At 66.2% G+C, this 624-nt stretch carries 1 protein-coding gene; it reads right to left on the bottom strand.

Features of this window, described 5'->3' with window-relative positions; genetic code table 11:
• Positions 1–624, bottom strand: a 624-nt coding sequence (locus tag RM844_RS32065) for a TIGR03617 family F420-dependent LLM class oxidoreductase (protein WP_311670971.1), incomplete at both ends; no start/stop codon positions are given.

The following is a 624-nucleotide window of genomic DNA, read 5'->3' as shown; positions in this document are numbered from 1 at the left end:
ATCACGCCCGCTGCGGTCCATTCCACGCTGCAGCGCGACCGTGGTCACCTCGTCCAGATAGCGGCGGGTGGTGAACGCGTGGGCCAGCAGTCCGTCGGCCACCTCACCGCACACTTCGGTCATCAGTTCACCCACCGCGGCCAGGAACACCTTGGGGAACGGCAGCGCCGACGGTTCCGGGGTGAACATCGGCGTCATGATCTTGTGGGTGTAGAACTCACCCTCGAACCTCAGCTTGGTTCCGTCGCGCCAGCAGCCCCAAATCGCATGCAGCGCTTCGATGTACTCGCGCATGCGGCGCGCCGGGTGACTCCACGGCATGCTGAATCGCTTCTCGACGTGCGGCTGGATCTGGGTACCCAGTCCGAGGATGAAACGTCCGCCCGAGTAGGTCTGCAGATCCCAGCCCAGCTGGGCCGTGGTCATCGGGTTGCGCGCGAAGGCGACCGCGATGCTGGTGCCGATCTGGATCCGCTCGGTGTGCTCGGCCGCGATCGCCAGGGGCAGGAACGGGTCGTGGTTGATCTCGCCGGTCCAGCATCCGTGGTAGCCGTGAGCTTCCAGCTCGCGGGCGATGTCCGGAACTTCGGCCAGCCGGCTGGGGATGCCGCGGTCGACTTTGAC

Source organism: Streptomyces chisholmiae, assembly GCF_031845445.1.
Classification (GTDB): domain Bacteria; phylum Actinomycetota; class Actinomycetes; order Streptomycetales; family Streptomycetaceae; genus Streptomyces; species Streptomyces chisholmiae.
Note: the sequence above shows the minus strand (reverse complement) of the source record. Positions and strands in the feature narration are given on the sequence as shown.